Origin of the sequence: Kiloniella laminariae, assembly GCF_027214005.1 — a bacterium.
In the GTDB taxonomy this organism is placed as follows: domain Bacteria; phylum Pseudomonadota; class Alphaproteobacteria; order Kiloniellales; family Kiloniellaceae; genus Kiloniella; species Kiloniella laminariae_A.
Genome location: NZ_JAPWGY010000001.1, coordinates 598,144 through 620,611 on the forward strand (window position 1 = coordinate 598,144; position 22,468 = coordinate 620,611).

At 52.3% G+C, this 22,468-nt stretch carries 24 protein-coding genes; 16 read left to right on the forward strand and 8 right to left on the reverse strand.

Translation table 11 applies throughout. The features are described from left to right. The first annotated feature begins 77 nt into the window (after positions 1-77). Positions 78-263: a hypothetical protein gene (locus O4H49_RS02645; RefSeq protein ID WP_269421861.1), complete on the forward strand. Its 186-nt coding sequence runs from the start codon at positions 78-80 to the stop codon at positions 261-263. Between the two features lie 86 nt (positions 264-349). On the opposite strand, the gene O4H49_RS02650 is transcribed toward O4H49_RS02645, so the two are convergent. After that, positions 350-1,405 (reverse strand): DMT family transporter, encoded by a 1,056-nt coding sequence (locus tag O4H49_RS02650; RefSeq protein ID WP_269421862.1) that lies wholly within the window; start codon positions 1,403-1,405, stop codon positions 350-352. A gap of 638 nt (positions 1,406-2,043) precedes the next feature. Between O4H49_RS02650 and O4H49_RS02655 the strand changes: the two genes are divergently transcribed. After that, entirely contained in the window at positions 2,044-2,739 is a 696-nt protein-coding gene (locus tag O4H49_RS02655; protein WP_269421863.1) for a glycine-rich domain-containing protein, read from the forward strand. Between the two features lie 24 nt (positions 2,740-2,763). Beyond that, positions 2,764-3,387 (forward strand): hypothetical protein, encoded by a 624-nt coding sequence (locus O4H49_RS02660; protein WP_269421864.1) that lies wholly within the window; start codon positions 2,764-2,766, stop codon positions 3,385-3,387. Positions 3,388-3,429: 42 nt separating this feature from the next. On the opposite strand, the gene O4H49_RS02665 is transcribed toward O4H49_RS02660, so the two are convergent. Further along, positions 3,430-4,017 carry a MarR family winged helix-turn-helix transcriptional regulator gene (locus O4H49_RS02665; RefSeq protein ID WP_269421865.1) on the reverse strand — a complete coding sequence of 196 codons (588 nt, stop codon included), beginning with the start codon at positions 4,015-4,017 and terminating at the stop codon, positions 3,430-3,432. A gap of 170 nt (positions 4,018-4,187) precedes the next feature. Between O4H49_RS02665 and O4H49_RS02670 the strand changes: the two genes are divergently transcribed. From O4H49_RS02670 to O4H49_RS02700, 7 genes are all read left to right on the forward strand, one after another. After that, positions 4,188-4,955 (forward strand): hypothetical protein, encoded by a 768-nt coding sequence (locus tag O4H49_RS02670; RefSeq protein ID WP_269421866.1) that lies wholly within the window; start codon positions 4,188-4,190, stop codon positions 4,953-4,955. Between the two features lie 110 nt (positions 4,956-5,065). Then, entirely contained in the window at positions 5,066-5,665 is a 600-nt protein-coding gene (locus tag O4H49_RS02675; RefSeq protein WP_269421867.1) for a redoxin domain-containing protein, read from the forward strand. A 223-nt stretch (positions 5,666-5,888) separates the two neighbouring features. Next, the gene (locus O4H49_RS02680) at positions 5,889-6,071 is read left to right on the forward strand and encodes a hypothetical protein (protein WP_269421868.1); all 183 of its coding nucleotides are present in this window, start codon (positions 5,889-5,891) and stop codon (positions 6,069-6,071) included. Between the two features lie 223 nt (positions 6,072-6,294). Then, the gene (locus tag O4H49_RS02685) at positions 6,295-7,014 is read left to right on the forward strand and encodes a hypothetical protein (RefSeq protein ID WP_269421869.1); all 720 of its coding nucleotides are present in this window, start codon (positions 6,295-6,297) and stop codon (positions 7,012-7,014) included. Further along, the gene (locus O4H49_RS02690; protein ID WP_269421870.1) at positions 6,995-7,174 is read left to right on the forward strand and encodes a hypothetical protein; all 180 of its coding nucleotides are present in this window, start codon (positions 6,995-6,997) and stop codon (positions 7,172-7,174) included. Before O4H49_RS02685 ends, O4H49_RS02690 begins: the two co-directional genes overlap by 20 nt. A gap of 65 nt (positions 7,175-7,239) precedes the next feature. Beyond that, positions 7,240-7,998 carry a helix-turn-helix transcriptional regulator gene (locus O4H49_RS02695; RefSeq protein WP_269421871.1) on the forward strand — a complete coding sequence of 253 codons (759 nt, stop codon included), beginning with the start codon at positions 7,240-7,242 and terminating at the stop codon, positions 7,996-7,998. A 46-nt stretch (positions 7,999-8,044) separates the two neighbouring features. After that, positions 8,045-9,169 (forward strand): aminotransferase class I/II-fold pyridoxal phosphate-dependent enzyme, encoded by a 1,125-nt coding sequence (locus O4H49_RS02700; protein ID WP_269421872.1) that lies wholly within the window; start codon positions 8,045-8,047, stop codon positions 9,167-9,169. Here the strand turns inward: O4H49_RS02700 and O4H49_RS02705 are convergent. The 4 genes from O4H49_RS02705 to arsB form a co-directional block, all read right to left on the reverse strand. Next, the gene (locus O4H49_RS02705; RefSeq protein ID WP_269421873.1) at positions 9,083-11,563 is read right to left on the reverse strand and encodes an AAA family ATPase; all 2,481 of its coding nucleotides are present in this window, start codon (positions 11,561-11,563) and stop codon (positions 9,083-9,085) included. The genes O4H49_RS02700 and O4H49_RS02705 overlap by 87 nt on opposite strands. A gap of 307 nt (positions 11,564-11,870) precedes the next feature. Next, positions 11,871-12,305 carry a c-type cytochrome gene (locus O4H49_RS02710; RefSeq protein WP_269421874.1) on the reverse strand — a complete coding sequence of 145 codons (435 nt, stop codon included), beginning with the start codon at positions 12,303-12,305 and terminating at the stop codon, positions 11,871-11,873. Between the two features lie 71 nt (positions 12,306-12,376). Next, on the reverse strand, positions 12,377-12,802 hold the full coding sequence (locus tag O4H49_RS02715; RefSeq protein ID WP_269421875.1) for a hypothetical protein: 426 nt from the start codon (positions 12,800-12,802) through the stop codon (positions 12,377-12,379). A 127-nt stretch (positions 12,803-12,929) separates the two neighbouring features. Continuing rightward, positions 12,930-14,030 carry an ACR3 family arsenite efflux transporter gene (arsB, locus tag O4H49_RS02720; RefSeq protein ID WP_269421876.1) on the reverse strand — a complete coding sequence of 367 codons (1,101 nt, stop codon included), beginning with the start codon at positions 14,028-14,030 and terminating at the stop codon, positions 12,930-12,932. 274 nt (positions 14,031-14,304) lie between these two features. Here arsB and O4H49_RS02725 point away from each other — a divergent pair, with 274 nt between their 5' ends. From O4H49_RS02725 to O4H49_RS02750, 6 genes are all read left to right on the forward strand, one after another. Further along, the gene (locus tag O4H49_RS02725; RefSeq protein ID WP_269421877.1) at positions 14,305-15,477 is read left to right on the forward strand and encodes a PepSY-associated TM helix domain-containing protein; all 1,173 of its coding nucleotides are present in this window, start codon (positions 14,305-14,307) and stop codon (positions 15,475-15,477) included. 116 nt (positions 15,478-15,593) lie between these two features. Continuing rightward, a complete protein-coding gene (locus tag O4H49_RS02730) occupies positions 15,594-16,022 on the forward strand; it encodes a hypothetical protein (protein ID WP_269421878.1) in 429 nt (142 codons plus the stop codon). A gap of 190 nt (positions 16,023-16,212) precedes the next feature. Then, the gene (locus O4H49_RS02735) at positions 16,213-16,794 is read left to right on the forward strand and encodes a cupredoxin domain-containing protein (RefSeq protein ID WP_269421879.1); all 582 of its coding nucleotides are present in this window, start codon (positions 16,213-16,215) and stop codon (positions 16,792-16,794) included. A gap of 233 nt (positions 16,795-17,027) precedes the next feature. Then, the gene (locus O4H49_RS02740; RefSeq protein ID WP_269421880.1) at positions 17,028-19,013 is read left to right on the forward strand and encodes a copper resistance system multicopper oxidase; all 1,986 of its coding nucleotides are present in this window, start codon (positions 17,028-17,030) and stop codon (positions 19,011-19,013) included. Beyond that, positions 19,013-19,765 (forward strand): copper resistance protein B, encoded by a 753-nt coding sequence (locus O4H49_RS02745; protein ID WP_269421881.1) that lies wholly within the window; start codon positions 19,013-19,015, stop codon positions 19,763-19,765. The genes O4H49_RS02740 and O4H49_RS02745 overlap by 1 nt, the downstream gene beginning before the upstream one ends. 283 nt (positions 19,766-20,048) lie before the next feature. After that, complete coding sequence (locus O4H49_RS02750; protein WP_269421882.1) at positions 20,049-20,450, forward strand: hypothetical protein; 402 nt, start codon at positions 20,049-20,051, stop codon at positions 20,448-20,450. A 116-nt stretch (positions 20,451-20,566) separates the two neighbouring features. Here the strand turns inward: O4H49_RS02750 and O4H49_RS02755 are convergent, their stop codons facing one another. Next, a complete protein-coding gene (locus O4H49_RS02755) occupies positions 20,567-20,866 on the reverse strand; it encodes a YciI family protein (protein WP_269421883.1) in 300 nt (99 codons plus the stop codon). 125 nt (positions 20,867-20,991) lie between these two features. Beyond that, positions 20,992-22,206, reverse strand: a complete 1,215-nt coding sequence (locus tag O4H49_RS02760; RefSeq protein ID WP_269421884.1) for a glycoside hydrolase family 5 protein — start codon at positions 22,204-22,206, stop codon at positions 20,992-20,994. Between the last annotated feature and the right edge of the window lie 262 nt (positions 22,207-22,468).

Sequence of the window (22,468 nt, forward strand, 5' to 3'; positions counted from 1 at the left end):
ATTGAATGGCCAAAAGATATCGAACGGCCAAAGGATATTGAACGGCCTGTGGCGGTATGCGCCCGTGAAGGAGAAAGATGATGAAGAAACAGCTTGTTCCGTGCCGGAAGGTTTTGGCCTTGTCAGGTCAGGGCGCGGCGCGAAAACAGACCCGCGGCCTGGGTCTTGTCCTGCGTCTAGGCCCGCGCCCGCGCCCCGGCCAGAACCCGGACAACCCGAACCAGCCCACACCCGAAGGCCCGCCCGATCCCTGGCTGGTGTGATCTCTGGCCTTAAGTAAATTTCTGGCAAAGGTGAAGTCACTGTTTCCACCGCTTTCCCACCCAGAAGTTTTCGTGGCTGGAGCAGGCTATTTGTCAGGAACAACAGGGGGAATTGCGCTCTGCTGGCGTTTGCGCAGGGCGTTTCGGTGGATGGTGTAGAGGGTCGAGGCGATGATGATTGCTGCGCCGCTCAGGGTGTAGACGGTCGGGATTTCGTCAAAGAAAACAATGCCGATCCCGGTGGCAAAAAGCAGGCGGGAATATTCCATCGGGGCCACCGCGACGGTTTCGGCGACGCGAAAAGCCTGGATATAGAGCCAGTGCATCAGCGACATCAGCGCGGCAATCACCCCGATAATCAGCACATCCGAGAGCGAGGGTGGCACCCAGTACCAGATGGCCGGACCGATCATGTAAAGCGTGATGAAGCTGTACTGATAGGCCATGATGGTCGAGGGTTTGTCGACCTGCGAGAGCTTGCGCAGAATGATCATGACGGCAGCAACAAAAAATGCCCCGGTCAACGCCAGCAGGGCATAGAGATGTTCCTGCACAAAAGCGGTCACTGTGGCAAGAAAGGCCTCGAAGGTCAGAAGGGTTTCTCCGACCACCTCCGGCCCGGAGGAAAGGTCGGGACGGATAATAATCAGCACGCCGATAAAGCCGACAATGGTCACCGACCAGCGCCGGATACCGACGACTTCGCGCAGGAAAACAATCGCCAGCAGGGTGGTGAAAAGCGTGCGGACAAAGCTGATCGCCGTGACCTGGGCCAGAGGCAGGTGCACCACGGCGGTGAAACCTGCACTCATGGCAATACCCGAACAGATCCCGCGCAGCAGATGAAAGCGGAAAAGCGTGGTGCGAAAGGTGGTGCGCCAGTTGCGGATGACCACCGGCGCGATAATGCTGACAGCGAAGAGCTGGCGGATAAACAGGATCTCGAACACCGGGATACGCTGGCCGATCAGCTTGATCAGCCCGCCCATGCAGGCCCCCGCCAGAGCGGCGAGCAACACCAGCAACGATCCGCGTACATTGCCGGGGATGTTGCCCCAATAGGGGTGCCAGCGGTTGTGCAGGGTGTGGCTGCAATAGTTCTGGAAGCGGGCCGGAAACAGCTGATCGGGTATCAAGGGCATATAAAGGTTCACAGAAACAGTGGCTATAGGAACAGGGCGCGAGACAGGATAGGTAAACTGGTAATCAAAAAAAACGGCGAGACACAGATCTGCTGGGGCCTGAGGCGTATGGCCCTGAGGCATGTGACCCTGAGGCGTGTGACCCGGAAACATATGACCCGGAAACATATGACCCCGAGAGATAAAGGGGTGTCTTGCGCGGAAGGATTTTCTCTGGCCCGGTCGAAAGCCTGCGGGGGGATCCAGAATAAAACCTGAAGATAACGGAAATTGCGCGAAGGGGTACAGCTTGCACCTCTTCGCGCTGCGGTGCAATAGGGGGGATTGCTGTTTTATGACAAAGAAATAAAAGCCTTGGGGAAAAGTGACCGGGGGCGACTTTTCTGCTGGATTAAAATCATGGATTGCAGATATCTTACGCGGAATATGCCCGACTGATGTCTGTCGGATCAGATTTTTTGCCCGGAAACAGACAGTTCAGCCAGAAACAGACAGTATAGAACGCCCCGGTCGTAAATTGACCCCTTGTCGTTCAGCGACAGTGCCGAACTCTCCTTGTGCTGGGGGCGTTGGCTGGGACGTTTGGGTGTGGGGTACTGGACCCAGGGCCGAGGTGGTGTGGTAATAAAGGGGGGGAAATGGAGATCATATTTTTCGGGGGCCTGGCTTTTATTGGCTTTTGGCTGATCCGGGGATTTTATCGGCAGCAGCGCCGTCTTAAATGGCAGGCCGGGGCCAGGATTATCGGCAGCCAGCAGTTTCCCCAGACGGTCAGTCGCAAGCTGCAGGAAACCTATCCGCATCTGCAAGATAACGAGATTGAACAGGTTCTCGACGGTTTGCGTGACTATTTTCATATCTGTCATCAGGCAGGCAAACGTATGGTGTCGATGCCGTCGCAGGTGGTTGATGTCGCCTGGCACGAGTTTATCCTTTTTACCCGGGATTACGGGGAGTTCTGCGAACGGGCTTTTGGGCGTTTTTTACACCATACACCAGCGGAGGCCATGGCAAGCCCGACCCGGGCACAGGACGGTATCAAGCGCGCCTGGCGTCTGGCCTGCGAGCTTGAGGGGCTGGAACCCAAAAGTACGAAAGTCTTGCCCGCGCTCTTTGCCCTTGATGCGGTGCTGAATATCCCGGATGGATTTTATTACAGTCCCGATTGTTCAGGTAACCTGACGGGCAAAAGTAGCGCGGCAGGCAGTTCCTGTGGTGGTTACTGTGCAACGCATATCGGCTGTTCGTCGGGTTGCGGCGGGAGCACGGGTGGTTGTGGTAGTGGCTGTAGCAGCGATTCCGGTTGTTCCAGTGGCTGCGGGGGAGGCGATTAGTGGCGGTGACTAGAGGGACAAACTGTGAATTTTGATTTCAGTTATCAGGAACTTCTCCTGGCGGCAGGCGGTGTATGTCTCGCAGGCTTATGGCTGCGGCGCTATTTCCCCTGGGAGTATTATCAGGCAGAAATCAGGCTTTCCAGGATTGTCAGGGATCTAAAGTTTCCTGCCTCTGTCGATCAGAAACTGCGCGAAAGCTATCCTCATCTGAATGACAAAAATATCGCGAAGATCAGGGATGCTTTACGGGAGTATTTCTATTTGTGCCAGGATGCAGGCAAAAGTGAGCTGGCAATGCCTTCGCGTGTCGCCGGTGTCGCCTGGCAGGGCTTTATCGATGCGGGTGGGGAGTACGAGGTCTTCTGCCAGCAGGCTTTTGGCAGACTTCTTCCCTATAGCAAAGCCGAGGGTCTGTTCCCTTCAGAGAAAACCCAAAACCAGATCAGGCTCCGGCGCACCTGGAATAGGGCCTGTGCATTTTATGATCTCCCCGCGGATGATCCCGTAATCCTGCCCGATCTCTTTGCTCTGGACCGCGATTTGGCTATTCCGGATGGCTTTCACTACAGTCTGGATGAGTATGATAAAAAAGGGCGAAAGATCGAGAAAATCGAGGATATGCCCTTCGGCTTTGTCAAAGACTGAAACGCTTTACGTTTTCACCTGCCCGCCAAAGTGGGATTAACATCAGGCGGCTTCCTGTTCGATGCAGATCTTGTGACTGTCGTGGTCGCTCAGGGGTTCTTTAAGCAGGCTGCAGAAGTGCGGTTGGCCTGCTGAAAGCTTGCCGTCCGGGCTGTTTTTACGAAAGTGGCGGCAGCTGTTGCAGATGCCAAACGGGCGGTTGCCCTGCTGCTGCAGCTTGGCACGGAGCAGCTGTTCCATGGCGACTTCCAGGCTCTGTCGCTCCGGCGGGCTGAGGGCCTCGAACAGGCTGCCAAAACTTGAGAGGGCGTCGCTCTGGGCCAGTTCTTCCCCGGCGGCGGTCAGTTTGAGCGCAACCGAACGGCGGTCCAGCGGGTCGGGATTTTTTTCAACCAGTCCCTTTTTTTCCAGAGACATCAGCGTTTGTGACGTCGTGCCCTTGGTTGCGCCGAGATAGGCGGTCAGGCCCCCCGGCGTGCGCGAGAAACGGTTGGCCCGGGCAAGAAAACGCAGGGCATCCCACTGGGCAGGCTTCAGCCCGCTGGCATGGCCGTCATGATTGACCAGGCGGGAAAGCCGGGCCAGAAGGCTGATAAAATGCTCGACGCTGCTTGTCTTGGGGGGCGTCATGAAAGTCTCTTCCGGGTTAGGTCTGGTTTCTGGCAGATTTCCTGATCAGAGTTTGCATCTGCTCACAGGAAAAATAGTATCGACTAAAAACAATTGTTGCAAGCCGGAAAGGGGATTGTTATCTGTTATTGAGTATCGAGTCGATACTATTTGATAAAGAACAGGAGCAAATGATGACAAACAAGGATAAAATAACAGGAGGGGCCGTGGCCCGACGGGGGCTTGTGATGGCTGCGGTTGTTTTGGGCAGCTGGTCGGCAGGTCCGGCAACATCCCTGGCGCATGATATCCTCAGCCCGGTCAACCAGGCGGTCGAACCGCCTTTTGATATTATAAAGTCATCCGCCACGACCGACGGGCGCTGGGCCAGTTTTATGATGGAGCTGGCCGGGAAAAGCGGCAGCATCGTGCCGGAGGCAACAGGGGCTTTTCGCGGGGCAGAGGTTTATGCCTATGTCTGGCCGACAAAAATTGACCCTTCCGGTGTGGGCTTTGCCGAAGGTTCGGGCATTCTGGCGCTGGCGATTACAGCGCATCCGGATTTTGATGACACGCCGCTGCACGATGAAAACGGTGACGGCGACCCGGCCAATGATGGCAAAAACTGGCACGCACACTGGGCGGTTCTGGCCGAAGATGCTGCCTGTGGAGCTGGATTCAAGGTGAAGGAAATCTCGCCCGGTCGGGATCTGGTGCCCGCAACCATGCCGGACCTGCCGATTGCACTGGATGCGCCGGGACAAAGCCCGCTGTTGAACGATAACAGTCTGAAGATTACCCTGCCAGTCAAGGGTGCAGAGGCCGCCGCCTTTGACGCCATGACCGCGCGCCTGACCGTCTCGCAAGAGGGAAGTGAGGGGGCTTTGCTTTGCGTCACACAGGCCCATGACGTGGCATCCGGTGATCTGTCGTTCCCTGGCATCATCATGAACAAATAATCCGGGGACAGGGCAGAGGGAAATTTCGGGAGCAGGTTGTTGCAGGTACCCAGGCCTGCTCCCCGAACTCTGTTGTGAAAACCTGCTGCTGAAATTAAGGGAGAGAAACCATGAGAAAGTTGCAAAAAGCCCCGGCGCTACAGGTCGCGCAGTGGTTCAACAGCAAGGAAGACATCACATTGGAAAGCCTGCGCGGGCGGGTGGTGCTGATCGAGGTGTTCCAGATGCTTTGCCCCGGCTGTGTCGAGCTGGGACTGCCGCAGGCCAAACGGGCAGCACAGCTTTTTTCGCCAGATGATCTGGTTGTGCTGGGGCTGCATTCCGTGTTTGAACACCACGCCGCCATGAGCCCGGTGTCACTGAAAGCTTTTTTGCACGAATACCGTATTTCCTTTCCTGTCGCGGTGGATCAGCCTGCGCTCAAGGGCACAATCCCGCAAACAATGGAGCTTTACCAGTTGCAGGGCACCCCCAGCCTGATCCTGATTGATCGACAGGGCTATCTGCGCCGGGTCAAGTTTGGTTCAATTGATGACATGCAACTGGGGGCCGAGATCATGTCCCTGATCCGTGAAGATTGCGCCGTGGAGGAGGACGGCACGGCAAGAACGGATGCTGCGTCTATTTCCCCGCAAGATAGAGGTGATAGGGAAAGCAGGGAAAATAAAGATGAGCAATCAGGTTGTGGTGACAGTAGCTGCGCGATTTGATCAGCCAGATCATTCAGCAGATTGTCCAACCGATCATCAGGCTGGTGAAAGGTAACAAAAAGCGGGTGTTTCAGGGGAAGGGGGCAAGTGCAAGGTTTTACCAATGGATTTGAAAGGGGTGTTTTTCACGCAGTTGTGAGAACCGCAAAAGCCGAAACTGTTCTATTGAGAGAGTACAATTGACGTGAGTTCAATTGACGTGGGTTGAAAACAGGAAGGCCTTATGGACAGGATCAAGTTTGTTCATCTTGCTGAAATAAAACAGGAAGAGATTATCGCGCTAATGAACGACGCGCAGATTGGCAAACAGATGCCCCTGCTTGCTGGCGGTTTCTCGGCCGAAAGCTGTCGCGCCTTTCTCAAGGCCAAAAAGCAGCTTTGGGACCAATATGGCTATGGCCCCTAGGCCTTTCTGATCGAAGGAGAGTTTGCCGGATGGGGCGGCTTGCAGCCGGAACAGGGCGACGCTGACTTTGCCTTGGTTCTTCATCCCAGATTCTGGGGTTGGGGGCGGCAGATCTTTAACAAAATCAGGGATCAGGCTTTTAATGAAATGGGCCTGAAGTCCATCACAATCCTTTTTCCGCCAAGCAGACCGAACTCAAAAGCCATCTACCGCCTGGGGTTTGTTGAAGACGGCCAACTGGTCGTTGACGGGGAAGCGTTTATGCGGTTTCGTCTTAAGGCAGAGGGCGGCGGAAAAGCTACTGGGGGCATTCATGAGCGGGTGGATAATCGATATCCTTAAAGATGCGGTTGCAAATGGCGGGCCTTATTGCTGGGTTTCTCCTGAAGATGTGGGGGGGATTGATCGGCAGGAAGTCTTGGCGAATAACCGGAAGCGGTGGTTTTTAAGTGTAAAAGAATATCGCCTTTTGCGAGACGATGAGTTTGCGCGTGGGCATGATCCCGCGGATGTGTCTCTGACCGAGTATCTGACTGATTGTCTTCTTGAAAGAGAAAGTCTAACAGCCATACCTCCAGAACTAAGAATTACCGGGCGAGATTATGTAGAAGCTGTAAGGTACATGATCTGTGAATTGGGGTCATCCTATGCATCGAATATGTTACAAATGTATCGCGATCTGATTGATGAAACCAACGCAAGTGCGTGCCTTGTTTGTCTTCAAGAAGAGTTTGAGCCCGCGGAGCCATTTATCAAGGACATACTGCGAGATTTCATTCTCGAAGTCTTTCAGTTCGGCGAACTCTGGTATGAGGAAGGCAAATATAAAAATGTTTTAACCGATGCTCAAAATCGGTTTTTGCGGAAAATATATGATGATCTTTACTATACCTACAATAACGATGACCTGAGATTTTTCCGTGATGGCAGTCCAAGATTTTGAAATGGGTCTTGAGGTCATGAAGATCCTTTTTCCGCCAAGCAGGCCGAACTCAAAAGCCATCTACCGCCTGGGGTTTGTTGAAGACGGACAGCTGGTCGTTGACGGGGAAGCGTTTATGCGGTTTCGTCTTAAGGCAGAGCCAGGTATGCTCCAGAAATGATACAAAACATCTTAAGTTGACAAAATGTATCAAAATGATCATGGTGGAACAAAGGACACCAGATCATGACCGACAGTATTTCCATGACACCGCAATTTCACTCAAAGAAAAACAGGCAGGCTGAGGATCAAGTCCAGATCCCGGAAAGGCTGCGTTGTTATATTCCTGTCTGCGAGGCCATTGCCACATTGCTGGCACCTCAGGTCGAGGTGGTGCTGCACGATCTGGCGAGCCAGCGCATCGTCCATATCGCCAACTGTTTTTCCCGGCGGCGGGTCGGGGATGACTCGCTGGCCGAAATTGACGAATTGCCATCCCTTGATCAGGATGTGATCGGGCCCTATGCCAAGGTCAATTACGACGGGCGGGCGCTGAAATCGATCACCTCGGTCTTGCGTGATCCGGCGGGGCAGCCGATTGGCCTGCTCTGTATCAATCACGATCTCAGTCTGGCTTCGGGGCTGATGGCGCAGTTGCAAAAGCTGGTTGGCTTACCCCAGATATCAGGACTCCAGATATCAGGACCTCAGGCATCAATGCCTCAGGCCTCTGGGGCAGAAGGCGATCGGGCAAGTACCAAAGATCAGGCGGCGGTGCTTTTTGCCAATGACTGGCGCGAGCAGATCAACCAACAGATCGATGTATTCCTGCGGGCGCGGGGTCTGACCCTTGCGGCGCTGACCCGGACAGAGCGACAGGAACTGGTCAGTGATCTGGCCGACCTCGGTTTTCTCGAAATTCGCAACGCGGTGCCCTATCTCTGTGATGTGCTGGGGATATCGCGGGCGACACTTTACAAATGGCGCAAGCAGCAAGGCGGTTGATTGCGTCGCCGTTCCTTTTGACTTTTAACAGGCAGAGACAAATCCCATGCGTGACTTCACCCTCGAGACTTTCTTTTCCAAGTGGGAATTTGCCGCCCGCTATCACATGACCGCGTCAGACATGCAGAGCATGAGCGTGAGCGAGCTGCTGGCGCTGGCGGATCAGGACGACCGCGAGGCTTTTGACAAGCTGCATCTGGGCTACACCGAAACCTGGGGCGCACCGGATCTGCGCGCGGAAATCGCGAAAACCTATGACCGGGCCGAGCCGGATGACATCCTCTGTTTTGCCGGGGCGGAAGAGGGCATCTATATTGCCATGAAGGTATTGCTTGAACCTGACGACCACGCGATTGTTGTGGTGCCGAACTATCAGGCCGCCGAAACCCTGCCGCTGTCGATCTGTGCGGTCAGCGGGGTGCCGCTGGATGCCGGGGACAACTGGTCGCTGGATATCGCGGCGGTGCGGGCGGCGATCCGGCCCAACACCAGGCTGATTTCGATCAACTTCCCCAACAACCCGACCGGCGCGGTGCTGGAACGCAGTCGCTTTGACGCGCTGGTTGCACTGTGTCGCGAACACGGGATCTGGCTGTTCAGTGACGAGGTCTACCGCGGGGTCGAACGCGAGGAAAGCCTGCGCCTGCCCCAGGTCGGGGATGTTTATGAACGCGGACTGTCGCTGAATGTCATGTCCAAAGCCTATGGCCTGCCGGGCCTGCGCATCGGCTGGATCATGACCCGCGACCGGGAAATCCGCAGCAGGATGGAGCGTTACAAACACTATCTCTCGATCTGCAATTCCGCCCCGAGTGAGCGGCTGTCGCTGATCGCGTTGAAGGCTCGCGATAAAATCCTTGCGCGCAACCGGGTCTTGCTGGCGGAAAACGCGCTCAAGCTCGGGAATTTCTTTGCCGAATTCCCGGATCTGTTTGACTGGCGCCAGCCCGAGGGCGGCTGTGTCGGTTATCCGCGCTACAAGGGGCCGGGCTCAACCGATGATTTTTGCGAGAAACTGGTAAGCGAAAGCGGCGTGCTGTTGCTGCCGCCGCACATCTATCACTCTGAACTGCTGCCTACGCCCTCAGACCGTTTCCGCGTCGGCTTTGGCCGCGCCAACATCGACGAAGGCCTGTCCGCCTTTCGTGCCTGGTTGCGGCGGAACGGGTAGATTTGTAATATTTTTGACCCCAATACTGTCTAATAGTGCGTTGTATTGCTCTTTGTCCGAAGTACGTATTTTCTCTAGAATATAGTTAGATAGCTTAGTGATTTCTGGGATATCTATTGGGTTCATTCCCCGCTCAAAACCACCATCTAAATGCGAGAGTTCATTCGTTATCCTTTCAGCAATTGTTTTTACCGCGGGATCATCTTCAAAAAACAGCTGTAATCGTGTATCCTTCATTTTGTGAGAAGGGTACTTAAAGTATAGATAAATTTCTAAAAATTTACGCAGATTATTTCCGAAGCTATAAAAGTGGGAACAGTCTGAGTTATTTGTAGGTTCATCTTTGCATTTGAATATTTGGTGAAAAAGATAATTAAATTCTGTTATGTGTTCTTTCAGGTATATTGGCATTATGTTTATTTTGCTGTTTTCATTTGATCTTTCGATTATAAATGTTCCGTAATCAAGCTTATCCTTACCATTGATTTTTATTTTTGGTATTGATATTTGTTTTAAATATTTTAAAAACTCTAGGTTGTGTGTTGATATAAATAATTGCTGGTACTTGTAAGTATTTGGCTGATTTTCATTTTTTACAGGTGCAGTAATTATTTTCTCGATTAAGCTGAATATATAAAAAATATGATTGCTATCTAAACTTGAAATTGGGTCGTCGATATAAATTGTAAGATTTTTTCCTGCAGTTTCTGTGTCTTCTAATTTTGCTATAAAATAACAAAATGCGATAAGGCTGCACTCTCCTTCACTTAGGTTGAAGGCTGGTATATTGTTTCTAAAAACTGAGAAGCGAAATTTCGCGTCTTCATTTTTCTCTGCTCTTAATTCGATGAATTTGTGTCCAAAATAATGATTTAGTAAGGCGTTAATTTTTTCAGCGCCTTTGTTTTCGTCTTTTATTGCATGCTCAAATTTTCGTATATTTTCCTCAATGTTGTTTATTTTATTGATTGTGGCTTTCCATTCTCGGCGAGCAGATTCACATATAGCTACTTGAGACTTTATTTCGGCTTCTTTGTCTAATAAGGAAATTTGCTCCATATACTCAAGCACATGATTTAATCTTAATTTGTTTCTGATAATTTCGTTGTCTTTTGCAAGAGATTGAGTTTTGGCTTTGTTTTTTGAAATTAACTCTTTTAACTCTTCTGTTGCTTTTCTGTAGCCAGTTTCATCAATTTTTTTGGGGGAATCAGCCGGAATAGTATTAGGATTATTGATGCGATCTGAAAGTATAGATTTTAATGCGCATAGATTTTCTGTAATTTGTTTTGATTCTTCATTGATTTTTTTATTTATTGTTTTGTATTCTTCTTTGTGGTTTTCGTAAAAACTATCAATATCTGGGAGGTTTTGATTGTTTACTTGGTGTATTTTTTCTTCAATATCTTTGATTTTTTTTAGCGCGTTTTTTTCAAATTCTTCAGTATTTTTGTCGAAATGCAGAGATAGTTCATCAAACAAATTTTCAGACAATTTTGATCGACAAAAACCGCATTCGCTTTTTTTATTTTTGTGTAAATTTATACCTGTTTTTACCCACGCCTGTAGTTCTGGGTTATCTAACAATTCTTGAATTGGTTTTGTTGGGATTACGCGTTTCTCTAGTAATGATTTTGATGTTTCATATAAATTTTCTAATGATAGGGGGGTTGCTGAATGAAAGAGAATATCAGGAAGGGGGGTATCTAAAAGGGACTTTTGATACTGATTTACTGTGTAGCTATCTAATTTGGTTATTGATTGTGTTTGTATGATTTCAATGTCTTTGTATAATTTATTTATGTTGTATTTTGCATCCCCATAGTCTCTGTTCGATTTGATGATATCGTTTGCAAATCGTGTATGGGTAGATTTTAGGTTGTTAGAAAGTTGCTCTTCTCGCTTTAATTCTTCATCGTATTTCTTTTTTTTATGCAGTGCTTCATATCGCAATCCGGATTTGTTTTCTATTGAGCCTAAGGTTGTTTGTTCTTTTTCTATTTTCTCTTTTATTTCGATATTCTCACTTCCCAGTATGGCAAATGGGCGTATTTCGCCTTCGTTACTTCCACTTAAAAATTGTAAATTTTCAGTCACAAAATCTTTATTGTAAACTCTAATGTCCAATGAGTGGTTTGATAAATCTTTATGAGTGTAAGTATTCTGCTCTATGGTCATGTCAAAGCTTATGTTTTTATATTTTGGGGGAAGTGTGCCTGTCTCATAACTTCTCAAAATACGTGAAAGTGTAGTTTTTCCTGAATAATTCCGACCATAAATTATGTTAAGTTTTTTAAAGTACTGAGTATTCTCTCCATGGTCACGTACTTGAGCACGCCATGAAAAATCTTTAAAAGCGCCAAAATTACCAATATCTATTGATCTGATCATCATTCACCTCAGGGCTTGTCGTTTAATCATCGAAGCTTTTAATGATTGTTTTTGCAAGCAAAAATAGAAATATGATTCAAGTATTTTTATTAAGTTGTATTTAAAGTAAGCGCAGTGCCTCTTGTGATAAGAGAGATCATTAACATTCAAATGAGCCTATTTGGGCTCTACTTCTCTGGAAATAGATGGTGGAGAGGCTGACCAAGGAAAGCATGACCGGACCTCGGCCTGTCCGCCTTTCGCCCTGGTTGAGGAGGAACGGGTAACAGGCCAGAGCGAGAGGGGGATAAGACCTATCCCCCTGACACAGCTAGTTCATCTGATGGGGTTCATAGCTGATCCCGTTTGCTGATTGCAGTTCACGCACATAGCTGATGATCGCCTGCAGCTCTTCTTTGCTGACCTGCGGCTGGGCGGGCATGTCGCCGAAGGGCCAGTGGTGCTGTTTCACCCCATAGAGCACCGCCCGGACAAAGGCTTCATCTGCGTGGTGGCCGGGGTTGTAGACCGGGTGAATAAAGGTCGGCCCCTGTGGGGTGCCGAGGGCATTGGTCCCATGACACTGGGCGCAGTTCCGGTTGAAGGCGACCTGTCCGTCTTGCGCCAGAGGAGAGAATTCAGGGAGTGTCAGCCCGGTTTCGGCGCTGGTTTCCTTTTTGGGGAAAAAGTTGGAAACGGCAAGGGCAAGCCCGCCAAGGACGACCGCCGAGATCAGGATTTTTGGCAGCTGTTCTGTAATTTTCATGCTGAAAGTGTCCTCAATAGAAAAAGTCTGTGACAAGAGCACACAAGGTCTCTTGCCGATCGTTCGAGGCTTCAGGCAATCGGAGGGCGGAAGGGGGTTGAGTTTGTGAACAGGGCCACAGGGGCGTCGAAGGTGGGGGAGAGCAGGGCTTGTGGCAGCCGGGGAGACACATTGTTTGCTGCGCAGATAAATAACGGCAGGCAATGATTTTGGTGAAAGCAGCTACCGACTGCGGCATGCATCTGACATTGATCTGCCCGGTCAGGGCAAGGAACAGCGTCTGTCTTGGTCCGGGTTTTATGTTGGCTGTTTCCCGCGCTCTGGTCCATGGCGTGACCGGGAACACTTGAAAGCGCAGCAAAAGGCACAGAAGATATACCAGACAGGTTAAGACCATCCGCAGCTGAGCTGCCCGGCACAAGGCCAAGGTTCGCCACAAGAAAAATCACTGCGACGAGAAAAGCGACAAGACCTGTCTTCTTCTTTTGTGCCTGCATGGAACGCCCTTTAACGACTTGGCCAGGGTGGCTTCTTTTATGGCCAGTTACCATGATATAAATCAAGCAGGTCTTCGACCCGTTGAATAATGATGGTTTTTTCAAAACTCTGGTCGCGCTGTGCGCGTTACTTTTCGGGGAAGAGATGGCGGGTGGCTGTGGAGAGGCTGACCAGGGACAGCATGACCGGAACCTCGACCAGCACGCCGACCACCGTTGCCAGGGCGGCACCGGAATGCAGGCCAAAAAGGCTGATGGCGACGGCCACGGAAAGTTCAAAAAAGTTCGAGGTACCGATCAGGGCGCAGGGGGCGGCGACGTTAAAGGGGATGCGCCAGAACCAGGCGCCGAGGTAGGCGATGAAAAAGATGCCATAGGACTGGATCACCAGCGGCACAGCAATCAGGGCAATCAGCAGCGGATTGTCGAGGATGACCTGTCCCTGAAAGGCAAAGAGCAACACAACGGTGGCAAGCAGCCCCAGGACCGAGAAGGGTTTGACCCGGTGGGTAAAGCGGTTCAGCACTTCGGAAGTCTGGCGGCTCTTCCGGGTGAGAAAGTGCCGGGTCAGGGCACCGGCAGCCAGCGGAATGACGACATAAAGCAGGACCGACAGCAGCAGGGTTTCCCAGGGAACGCTGAAATCGGTGACGCCAAGCAACAGGGCGACGATCGGGGCAAAGGCAAAGATCATGATCACGTCGTTGACCGAAACCTGCACCAGCGTATAGGTGGCATCGCCGCGCACCAGCTGGCTCCAGACAAACACCATGGCCGTACAGGGCGCGGCACCGAGCAGGATCAGTCCGGCGATATACTGCTGCGCATCGGCGGGGTCGATCATATCGGCAAAGAGGCCTTCGAAAAACAGCACCGCAAGAAATGCCATGGAAAAAGGCTTGATCAGCCAGTTGACCACCAGTGTGACAACCAGCCCCTTGGGCTTGTCACCGATATGACGCAGGCTGGCAAAATCGACATTGACCATCATGGGATAGACCATGGCCCAGATCAGGACGGCGACCACCAGATTGACCCTGGCGTATTCAAGGGCGGCGAGAAACTGGAAAACAGCGGGAAAAACAATGCCGAGAACGATCCCCAAGGTAATGCACAGCGCAACCCAGAGCGAAAGCCACTTTTCAAAAAAGCCGATACCGCCGGGGGGAGGGGTATCCGCTGTTATCGTTTCATTCTGAAGGGATTTCGGAAGCGGGTTGTTGGTCATGCTTTTGTTCTTGCTGCCTGGGCTGATGATTTATCCAGATCGAGTAATCCAGATCGAGTAATAGAGTACACACCGGGGAAAGTCACGAAAGGCAATACCCGCTGCAGAAATAAATCCGGGATCAAAAAAATCCGGGACGGGAAACAGGGACGATCCTTTCGATGTCGTCTTGACCTTCCCCTTGCTGGAACTTTTAAAGAAGCAGACTTGATCTGGCGGGGAGTGGGGATCACAGCGCGGTGTTGTGGCATCTTTCCCCGGTATGGGATTTGTAATGCGCAAGCTCCATCTGTTTTTTGCCCTCAGTCTGGGCCTGTTTTTTGTGATCCTCGGCCTTTCGGGCGGGGTTCTGGTCTTTCGTGCCGAGTTACAGCAGGCGGCTTTGCCGCAGGTAAAGCTGTCGGTGCTGGAACTTGATAACGATGCCCAGCTGTTGCCGGGACCTGATCAGCTTTTTGCCCGGCTGAAAACAGAGTTCCCTGATGCCCGACTGCGTTCCCTGAAGCTTCCCCAGCGCCTTATGGACCCTTATCTGATGACTGTGAGTTATCAGGAGCAGGGGAAAACCCGGCTGGAACAGTTTCTGGTTGATCCCCTGGGGGGAAAGGTCGGGCGTCAGGCTGATTTTACTTCGCCTTCGGAAGCGTGGATCTATGAGCTGCATAGCAGCCTTTTTCTGGCAACGCCGGGGACGTTTCTGGTTGGCGCTATCGGGACAGGGTTGCTGGTTTTGTTGCTACTGGGTTTGGGAATCTGGGGGCAAGGGCTGGTCGCTGCTGGTCCGGAACAGGCCAAAGCGTGGTTGATGATGTCAGGCAGGGCCAGAGGCAAGGGCCGGCTTGCGCTTTTGCACAGAGTATTGGGGTTCTATTTTTCCCCGCTGCTGTTGCTGTTGGTCGCCAGTGGTGTTCTGCTGGTCTTCCGCGAAGATATTCTGGCACCGTTCGAAACCACGAGGCATGAACTGCATCACTCGGAAACTGCGGGGGAAAACGCCGGGCATCATCAGAGCACGACAGAAGATATCAGTACGAAAAACTGTGTCGGTGTACCCGATATAGAAGATTACCTGTATCAGGCTGAACAGGTTTTCCCGACAGGAGTTGCGACCTTTATCCGCTTTCCCCGTAGCAAGGAACAGCCGGTTAACGTGACCCTGCGTCAGCCTGGAGAAGTCCCGTCACCTCTGGGGTTGAGCCGGGTTCTGCTGGAGATGAACTGCGGGACGGTGGTGGGGCAACAGAATGGTCTGGCGCTTGATTGGAGCCAGACCTTGATTGAACGGACTGTCGCTTTGCATAATGGAAGCTATTGGGGGCCTGCAGGGCGGTTGCTCTATGCTTTTGCCGGATTTTTGCCACTGTTTTTCATGGTGACAGGTGTTCTTTTCTGGCGCCGTCGGAAAAATCAAACAGGCCGGGAAGTGACGAAAATCGCCCAGTCTTGATCCGGGAAACAATTTTGAAATCAATCCCGAAAAAAATATATAGCTGGAAAAATATTTCCGGCTGTAAAAATTCCTTTGATACCCCTTGACCTTCCCCCTGGGGGAAACATTATCTGATGATCATGAAACACATTCTGCACAGTCTTGTTTTGCTGGTTTTTGTTCTCTCTGCCACCTTGCTGGGGGCAGAGCCGGATACCCATGACGGTCCTTTGCATCACCCGCAGGTCCCTTCTGTCAGCGATAAAAACAGACTGGCAACAGACATGGCAGCTGAAATGGCTGCAAAAAGTGTTCAGGCAGAGGAGCAGGGTGTTGCTCATTCCCATAGCGATGCAGTTGCATCTGGCCTTGTGCCGGAAAGTAAAATCCAGTCGCATTGTCTGGGGATCTACAGCTGCAGTTTTACCAACGCGCTGGCGTTTGTTTTCTCGCACCCTGATCCCGTTGTGTTTTACCAGCCGGCAAACTGGTTTCTTGCCCGGAGTGACGAGTTTCTTTCCCTGACCCGGCCCGTTGACGTACCTCCACCCCGATATAGCTGATCCTGTCGTTACACACGATCTTGCCTGTGATCTTTGCAAGAGAACAGCAGGCAAGAATACAGGTGTGAAGTGAGATCTACCTTGCCTGTCGAGCCCGCCCTGAATGTCTTCAGGATGCAGGGACAGTGTGTCGCGATCATTCTGATTAATTATCTGAAAATGAACAGTTATATCCTTTTATGGAGCTATCATGTCTAACGTTGATACCCGTCGTAATGCCCTGCTTTCATCCGCTTTTGGTTTTTCGGCCGTTCTCGGTCTTGTCCTCTCGTTTGGTCTGGCTTCACCGGGCTTTGCGGATGCCACGCACGGTGAAACATCCCGGATTGCCATCGGCGAGGCCGGAGTTGCCGCAGAAGTGACAACCACCATCGAAATCTCGCTTCAGGATAATTATTTCGAGCCCGAACATATCGGTGTGAAGGAAAACGAAACCGTTCGTTTTGTTATCCGCAACAATGGCGAGTTTGTTCATGAATTTAACATCGGCACCGCCGCCATGCACGCAGCCCATCAAAGCGAGATGGAAATGATGGTCAATCACGGTATTCTCGAGGCTGACAGGATCAACCGTGATATGATGCACATGGACATGGGGAATGGCCAGACCATGGAACATAATGATCCGAACTCTGTTCTCCTGGAACCCGGTGAAACCGCCGAGATTATCTGGAAATTCTCTGAAGCAGCAGAATTGGAATTCGCCTGTAACGTACCTGGTCATTATGACAGCGGCATGATGGGTGATTTTAAATTCACCCCTGGTTCGTGATCGCGGGTACTGATCAGAAGCAGAAGGCAAAGGGGGCGCCAGAAGAGTTTCTGGCTTCCCCGGTGCCGCGACAAAAGCACAAACCACAGATCGAGATGTTCACCGACGGGCTTTGTCAGTTTGGGGACAGCCCCGCATTTTCTGGCAAGAAATAAAGTCTGGTGCGTTTCATGCGAAGCAGAAGACACATCCTTTGGAGAAGTCTCTGTAACGCGGTTTTCGAGGAAATATTCATGATTCAATACAAAACAGATATCACAACCAGGATTGCTGCGCTGTTGCCCAGAGCAACAGCCCTGACCGCGGTTGTGGCTGTTGCTCTGGCTTTCGCTCTGGCATTCACTGGGCTGCAGACAACGTCGGCCTCAGCCGCCGTCTATGATCTGACGGTTGATCCTGTAACCATCAGGACAGGCGATTTTACCCGTGAGGGGATCGGCTATAACGGCAGTTCGCCGGGGCCCGTCCTGCGCTTTGAAGAAGGCGAAGAGGTTACCATCAATGTGACCAACAACCTGGCGGAATCAACCTCGATCCACTGGCACGGTCTGATACTGCCGCCGGAAATGGATGGGGTGCCAGGGATCAGCTTTGATGGCATCGCGCCGGGTGAAACCTTTACCTATAAATTTCCCATTGTTCAGTCCGGCACTTACTGGTTCCACAGCCACAGCCACCTGCAGGAACCTGATGGTGCCTATGGTGCGATTGTTATTACGCCGAAAAAGCGCGATCCCTTCAAATTTGATCGTGATTATGTCGTGCAGCTGACCGATGCCCATCCGCACCGCGCGGCAACCATCCTGCGCAATCTCAAGATGATGGATGACTATTACAACCGCAGCCAGCGCACCCTTGGTGATTTCTTCAGCGATATGGCTGACAAGGGACTTGCCAAAACCCTGTCTGATCGTGGCGATTGGGGCGAGATGCGCATGACCCCGACCGATATCGAGGACCTGCAGGGCTACACCCCCCTGATCAATGGCCAAGATGTGACAGGAAATTGGACCGGAATTTTTGCCCCGGGGGAACGGGTGCGTCTGCGTTTTATCAATTCCTCGGCCATGGCCTATTTTGATATCCGCATTCCCGGCCTGCAGATGACCGTGGTCAGTAGCGATGGTAACAATGTGCAGCCGGTCAGGGTGGACGAATTCCGTATTGCCGTGGCCGAGACCTTTGATGTGATCGTGCAGCCAAAAGACGATCAGGCCTATGGCATTATCGCAGAATCCATGGGGCGTACAGCCATCACACGGGCGACACTGGCCCCCCGTGAAGGTATGATTGCAGCCCTGCCGGAACTGCGGGCCAAGCCCCTGTTGACCATGGCGGACATGGGCATGGATCATGCCGGAATGGATATGGGTATGGATATGGGCGGCATGGAAGGAATGGATCACTCTGGCATGGACATGTCTGAGGGTGAGGTACCAGAAACGGATCACAGCCAAATGGATCCCGCCAAAATGGACCACAGCCAGATGGACCACAGCCAGGTGGATATGTCTCAAATGGACCACTCTCAAATGGACATGTCCAAATCCGCTTCCGGTGATATGCCGGGAATGGACCATTCCAATATGCCGAGTATGGACCATTCCAATATGCCGGGTATGGATCATTCCAATATGCCGGGAATGAAGAAGCAGGCGAGCGCTGATCCTTTCTATGCGCCGGGCAGCGGTTTGACCCCGGTGGCCGCCGAGGGCGGGAAGTTTCTTTCCTATGCTGATCTCAAGGCACAGAAACCCTTGTATGAACATCGGGACGCAACCCGGGAAATCGAGCTGCGCCTGACCGGAAACATGGGCCGTTACAGCTGGTCGATCAACGGTGTGAAGTATGAAGATGCCGACCCGATCCGGTTGCAGTACGGCGAGCGGGTCCGTTTCAAGTTCGTCAATGAAACCATGATGACCCATCCGATGCACCTGCATGGTATGTGGTCGATCCTGGATAATGGCAATGGCAAGTGGAACCCGGTCAAACACACCATCTCGATTGCTCCGGGGACCACGGTTTATTCTGAAACCGAAGTGGATGCCCCCGGCGAGTGGGCGTTCCATTGTCACCTGACCTACCACATGGCCACAGGTATGTTCCGCAAGATCGTTGTCGAGGGCGGAGACCAGCCAATCAAACTTTCCGCGGCTGAAGCACCTGCAAGTGTGACAGCCCCGGCACCTGTCAGCGAGCATGAGGGACACCACTAATGAAAACGAACATTTTTTGTAAAAAAAGATCCAATGTCCCCATCACCGCTTTGTTGACGGGCGTAGCTGTCAGTTTTGCCCCGATCAACCTGGCCTGGGCAGTGGAGCCGGTTCCCTATGTCTATTACGGGACGAACATCGAGCAATTCGAATATCGCTTCAGCGATGACAACGAAGTCGCCGCCTGGGATGGTTATGCCTTTGTCGGCACGGATGAGCTCAAATTCCGGCTGGAAAGTTCGGGCGAGTATGCGCTGGATGAAAGCGCTTTTGAAACGCTGGAGCATCAAGGGTTGCTGCAAATCCCTGTCAGCGGTTTCTGGGACGCCAAGGCGGGCCTGCGCTATGACGCCCCTGTGGGCGAAGACCGGGGCTATGCGGTTCTGGGCCTGACCGGGCTGGCCCCGCAGTGGTTCGAGGTCGATGCAGATCTGTTTCTCAGCGAGAAAGGTGATTTTTCGACCCGTCTGGAGGCGGATTACGAGCTGTTGCTGACCAACCGTCTGATCCTGCGACCTGTGGCAGAGGTCAATATCGCCTTTTCCGAAGATGAAGAGGTCGGCATCGGGCGGGGCTTGTCCTCACTCGAAACCGGGGTGAGGTTGAGCTATGACCTGGTGGACCGGACCATTGCCCCTTATGTCGGGGTCCATTACGAGCGTAACTTCGGAGACACCCGTGATCTGGTCAAAGAGGATGGCGGCAAGACCGACGAAGTCTTCTTTGTCACCGGACTGCGCGTGATGTTCTAGAACCAGTCCGGCCCTGATCGTCCCCGGTGCTTTCGGTTTGCCGAAACCGGGGACGATCAGTTGGTTCTGTCCGGTGAAAAAATGGTCCGGATGAAAATATGATTCCTGCTGTCAGAAGAATGTAACAAGACGAGGCATGCAGGCTGCTGTATGCTGTGGTGTCCGGCTTTGATTTTCCTTTTGTTACAGGGCCAGGACTTGCCGGTACAGACACCCGGTACAAACACTCGACACAAACACCCGGTACAATTACAGGGCACAATTACAGGGTAAAACACAGATCATGGACGACGAGAAGAATGCTGGAGTTTTCTATGGCCTTGCTTCTGTCTCGCGGCAGGCGGATGTTTTCAGCCGCGGCAGTCTGGTCCTGACCTATGAACTGTTGCGCGGTTCTGCCCCGCAGCTGGCCCTGGAGGTGCGCAACATCGTGCACGGGAAAGCCCTGCAAAGTCATTCTTCTCAGGCGTCACAGGCGCAGGATGAACTGGTGCAGAAAAGAAACCGGAACAGCGATCATTTTCGGGTGCAGCTGTCTGCCGTACAGGTTCGGGCTATTGTCGAGGGACTGGCCGGGCACCGTGAAAAAGCTGGCGCAGGGAGCGGGAACGCGGTTATGGCACAAACCCTGATCGAGGACTGGGTCGTTCTGGCACAAAAAATGGTTGAAGAACTGTCCGAATAAGATCTGATCGTTCGAAAGTATATCTTTGATCTGGGCAGTGGGAGCTGGGCAGCGGCAGGATAGGGCAAGGGATATCAGCTTGCCGCTGGATTTTTCCACTGACACAGCTGGCTTGCCTAGAGCAGGACCTGTTTGTCTTCCAGAATTTTCCCCCAGCTATAGATGACATAGCGCCGATATTCCGAACTGTAAAAAGGATCGCGCAGGATCAGTTGCACGACATCTTCACGTGCTGCGGCCTCAACGATCCAGAGTGCGCCACAGAAATCCCCCTCCGGGTTGGTTTTCAAACCGCCGCCGATCAACAGTTCCGGATGGGCGCGAACATAGGCGACATGCGCATCCCGGCGCGCCTTGTCGGCGCGAACATCCAGCATTTCGGGACTGTCAGTAAAAAGAACGGCCCAGCGTGTCATGATTTTTCTCCCTGTTCACAGAAGTCTATTCCATGCCGGGACGGGATCATAGAGCCAGTTTCATCTATTCACTTTTGCCAGTTGTCTTTCCTTACATGAGGTTTCCGGGATCAGCAGGTTTATTTTCAGGGTTTAAGTCTTTTGCCGAGAATTTCAAACAGCGGGCCGTTTCGTTTCAGTTCGTCGCCGCGGCCTTCTTCCATCAGCCAGTAAAACCGTCCTGATGGTTCAGAGGGACTGAGCTCGTAATCCATGCCGTCCCAGACATCCTCGCGGAAGGCATAAAAGGCCCAATGAGCTGATTTTTTCTCGAGAATATCGGTGACATCCTCGAGGTAGCGGCCACAGTCTGACCAGAAACGCATACAGCCGAATTCAGCAGCAACCAGTCTGTTGGCGGGAATGCCCTGTGTTCTGGCCCAGTCAAAGGGGGCGGAGATATGGGCCTGAACTGCCGCTTTGTTCCAGATCTGTCGGCCTGTGCCATAGTCCAGCTCGACCCCGGGATAACGATAGGGCTCGGCCCGTTTCATGTTGGGCGCGCTGGTGGCCTCGTAGGGTTCGTACATATGAAAGGCATAGAGCACCCGGCCATCTGCAAGAGCAGCGGGAAGCGGGCTGGGCCAGTAATCAAAACTGAGGGCGTTGGCATAGAACCCGGCATCGAGCATTACCGGGGTCAGAGGATCGGTCTTGCGGATTGCAGTGATCAGTTTTTCATAGAGTGCGGGCAGATCGCGTGGCGTTCCCCGGTGTTTTTGATACCAGGCCTGCCTGTCTGCTGCGGTGCCGTTTTCGGCCAGTCCGGTACCGCGTTCGGGCGCAGGCTCATTGATCAGATTATAGGCGGCGATGGCCGGGTGGTCTTTCAGGGCGCTGGCCAGATCGGACCAGAAAGCCACGGCCTGATCGGCATAGACCGGGTCACTCCAGAGGCGCTGGTCAAAGACGCCACCGTTCTGTTGCTGCCAGCGGGCACCGGGCAGGCTGAGCGGGGCGAGCACGACTTTTAACCCTGCCTTGTCTGCGCGATCCAGTGCCCCGCGTAATAGCGCAAGATCTGCGGCTGGAATCGCTTGATAGTCATCGGCTGAGCCAAGCAGGAAATCGCGCTCTGTGGCTTTCCACTTGCTAAAGGTCAGGCGTACCCAAGTGGCACCCGTATCCGCCAGTGCATTGAAATAGGCCTGATCTGGCACAGCCTGGTTGAAGCTGTTGCCGCCGCGTTGCGGCTGATCCCAGAAAGTGATCAGGTCGGCTGCACTGGCAGGATGAATGCTGACCGGGGACACAAAGCCGAGGGTGAGGAGGAAAACAAAACCGCGGAAGGCTGAACGCAAGAAAGGTCTCCGGTAAAACAGGACAGACAATAAAGATACGGACATCAGGAAAGCTATCAGATGAAACCGGTCCATCAAGGGAAGGGTTCGCGCTGCTGCATTTTTTTGCGAACATGGCTGGAGACTCTTATGGGGGCGGCTGGTTCTGTTTATCGGTTGGGGGGCATCCCTTTGAAGACGCGGCGATGAGAGAAAGGTTTGGCGGGGAATATCAGCTATACAGCAGTAAAGTATGGTGCTGGATATAGGGGCTGAGGTTTCC